Here is a 2,068-nt window from a genome sequence, read left to right as displayed (position 1 = left end):
GTCGATAGCAACATCTGAACGCTATGACCGAGCTGATTGGCAATAAATGCAGGGTTCATACCCGCCATGAGGCACATGGTAGCGTATGTGTGCCGGCAGTTGTATTGCCGGCGGGCGCGAAGCTTCAAATGGGTGATGGAGAAACAGCCTTTCGATGCCAAGCGCTGTTTCGCCTGACGGGCGAGTTAAGGTGATGACCGCCCAGCGAAAAGGGGGGGCTGGTGTGAGCCATAAAATTTGATTGGCGGCCGGCTGTCACCGCCTGAGGGTGTTACAACCGGATCGTCTGCCAAGTGAGTCCGTCGGAACTGGATGTGTTGTGCACCAGCCAAAGTTCGGTGACACGTTGTGGGCGCATTGGCGGCACCAAGGTTTCTCTGGGGGAGTTGACTGCCAGGGCGGTGCAGGCTGTCTTACTACCGCTTGATCCGCGTGGGGGGCAGGCACGACTCGGTCGTAGCCGGTGGAGAGGATACGGGTTCGACGGGTTCAACCGATCCGGTTGAGTTAAAGGGCAAACCTTGCAGTTGAATCCTGCTGGCGCGGTGGCTTTTAGCCTTGACTTAAGACCGGCAAATCGGCTTCAAGCTTTTTCGATCCGTCCAGCACGTCGATTTGGCAAAACATCGCAGCGGCGGGGACGACCGTGGGGACCAGAACTCTGGGCCCCGCGGTGGCAGATCAACTAGCCAACTCTAATAACCGGCCCGTCAGTTGCACCCGTAGTTACCGGAGAAGTAGATTTGAAGGTGAGCGAGACATCGCTCACGGTAAAGGTTTCATTTTTGCGCCCAGTGTTCGCCATGGTGGCCCACCGGATTCGAGAGTATCCAGAAGTGGTGGCTGTGCCTGAGCTGTGGTCCCCGTTATCAATCGGGCCACAAGTGAATACCATGGACTGATGCCCATCTGCCTGATTGACGTTCCACCACCGCACATTCGCGAGCGTGTTGTCGTCCTCTTTTACGTCATTGACTTGGATAGTGAACGTCGCCGATTTGAGGTCAAGGCCCGAGGTGTTGCGCAAAACTGGAACGACTTTTGTGGATAGGTCCGTGAGGGGGGGGTAATACTCCTGGCTGTTCAGATTGAGCGTCACTGGGCTGGGCAGATCCAAGGTGATCAGGATGCCATTCTGGTTGAAGAGGGTGTAGGTTTGAACTTGCCCTAGGGTGTCGTTCGAGATTTTTCCCTTGAGTGCTTCAGACATTTTAATTTCCTTTTTTTATCTGCGCTGAAATTCTAGAAAAGAATTTCTCCTTGTTACGCGATCCCAACCTTGGAAACGCGCTGGGCAATTCTTGATGGGAGAACTCACTCTGTCAAATGTTTGAAAGCCTATTCGTCAATTTTTTATTTATGGCTAAAGGGAGGATGATTTGAATGACGTTTTCTTGATCCTAAGTGCCTGATCTGAAACTAAAAGTGAAGAAGTTCGGGGCTTCGCCAATGGTGATGGTTACCTACAAATACAAAAAACGAGGACATAGCTTCGCATGAAGATTAGAAGTAAAACTCTCTGGCATCAACGGTAGCGTATTTACCTTCACATTGGAGTCGCGGGCAGAAAACGAAGGCCTCAGGCCTGTCCGCTGCCGGCCAAGCCAAGCCGGTTAGCAAGAGCGGATTTCAGAAGCTATAGGCATCCGAAGTATATTAAATAAGTGTTATATATTGCTATTGGCTATAAGCGGGTTGATTCTAAAGTGTGCGGTAGATTTGGATGCTGAGAGCTGGATGCGAGCATGAATGCATAAGCAATCAATGGTTTGATTTCCGCGGAGGGCGCGCTAGGAAGCGCAATTAAAGCTATGGGTGATTTTTGATTGGGCGGTGAGTTGGGCGTTAAGAGGTTCTGAAGCAAGCGTGGAAAAATCGCTCGGTAGTAGTGTGACTGCTTCGGCCGATTTCATTTGTACCAAGTGGGGGTTGGATCGACTGTTAAATAAAACTTCAGTGGAGCGTTGACCATCTGGAGGAGTTATTTTTTTTCCAGGTTGTTCCGACATCGTCACGCTTGTCGAGAATCCGGCCACCTTTATGTCTAGATTGAAGTTACTCCCTACCC

General features: G+C 51.1%; 2 protein-coding genes and 1 pseudogene. All 3 read right to left on the bottom strand.

Annotated features, from left to right (window positions below):
- A pseudogene (locus tag AC1DH9_RS28040) lies at window positions 1-128 on the bottom strand (site-specific integrase); the annotation flags it as partial.
- 557 nt (window positions 129-685) lie between these two features.
- Window positions 686-1,210, bottom strand: coding sequence for a hypothetical protein (locus AC1DH9_RS28035; RefSeq protein WP_427532224.1), 525 nt, complete (start codon window positions 1,208-1,210; stop codon window positions 686-688).
- A 580-nt stretch (window positions 1,211-1,790) separates the two neighbouring features.
- On the bottom strand, window positions 1,791-2,068 hold a 278-nt coding region (locus AC1DH9_RS28030), incomplete at its 5' end, for a hypothetical protein (protein WP_477809225.1).

The organism is Pseudomonas sp. 05T35, assembly GCF_056396605.1.
Note: the sequence above shows the minus strand (reverse complement) of the source record. Positions and strands in the feature narration are given on the sequence as shown.

Coding starts and splice junctions, on each gene's coding strand:
- AC1DH9_RS28035 (WP_427532224.1), bottom strand. CDS start 1,210: ATGTCTGAAGCACTCAAGGGAAAAATCTCGAACGACACCCTAGGGCAA.